Here is a 1,180-nt window from a genome sequence, read left to right as displayed (position 1 = left end):
TCGCCTCAGTCAAAGCCTCGCACGAAGCGGACTTTGCAAAATTTTTGATTGATTTTGATAATTATCACACCACTCATTCAGAAGAAAACAAGCACTTCTCAGAGCTGATTTATCGTCGTCTTAATAGCGCAGGACATATCAGTACCCGCGACGTCGAGCAATTATTTGACCCCGAAAAACAGCTGTTCTTAGCCGATCGTTTTGTCAAAGGTCAATGCCCTGAATGCGGTGCGATGGATCAATACGGCGATAACTGCGAAGTCTGCGGCACCACCTATGATGCGACAGATCTGATCAACCCTTATTCGACGTTATCAGATGCGACGCCTGTACTCAAAACCTCAAAGCACTACTTCTTTGATTTGCCAGGGTTTGAGCAGTTTTTAAAAGACTGGACACGCAGTGACAATCGCTTGCAAGTCTCCGTTGCCAACAAACTCCAAGAGTGGTTTGATGCCGGTCTTGCCAGCTGGGACATCTCGCGTGATGCGCCCTACTTTGGCTTCAAAATTCCTGATACCCCAAGTGATGAGCCAGACAAATACTTTTATGTCTGGCTAGATGCGCCCGTGGGCTACATGGCAAGTTTTCAAAACTTGTGTGATAAGCGCAAAGGCGGCGATAACGAGCTGGACTTTGATCGCTATTGGATGCAAGAGAATGAGCACAAAACCGAGGTTTATCACTTCATCGGTAAAGATATCGTCTATTTCCATGCGCTGTTTTGGCCCGCTATGCTCGCAGGTAGTGAATTCCGTACGCCAACGGGTGTCTTCGCGCACGGCTTTTTGATGGTCAATGGCGAGAAGATGAGTAAATCACGCGGCACCTTTATCAAGGCTGAAACCTACGCTGAGCACTTGCATCCTGAGTACTTACGTTATTACTTTGCGAGTAAACTCTCTGATAAAGTCGAAGACATTAACCTTGATTTAGAAGACTTTATGCAAAAGGTTAATTCTGACTTAGTCGGTAAAGTGGTCAATATCGCCAGTCGCAGTGCAGGATTCTTGGTCAAAAAGTATGACGGTATGCTGTCTGATACTTGCGTAGAGTCAACGCTACTAGAAGATATCACCAAGACGGGTGATGAGATTGCCGCCGCTTATGAGAATCGTGAGTTTGCGCGAGCCATGCGCCTAATTATGCAATGCGCGGACAAGGCCAATGAGTATATTGA

1 protein-coding gene is annotated in these 1,180 nt (G+C 46.4%); it reads left to right on the top strand.

The genetic code is table 11. The features are described from left to right. A partial coding sequence (gene metG / locus ACTXGO_RS14175) for a methionine--tRNA ligase (protein ID WP_443574966.1) occupies positions 1-1,180 on the top strand: 1,180 nt, incomplete at both ends.

The sequence above is a fragment of the Psychrobacter sp. T6-1 genome (genome assembly GCF_052258445.1).
Note: the sequence above shows the minus strand (reverse complement) of the source record. Positions and strands in the feature narration are given on the sequence as shown.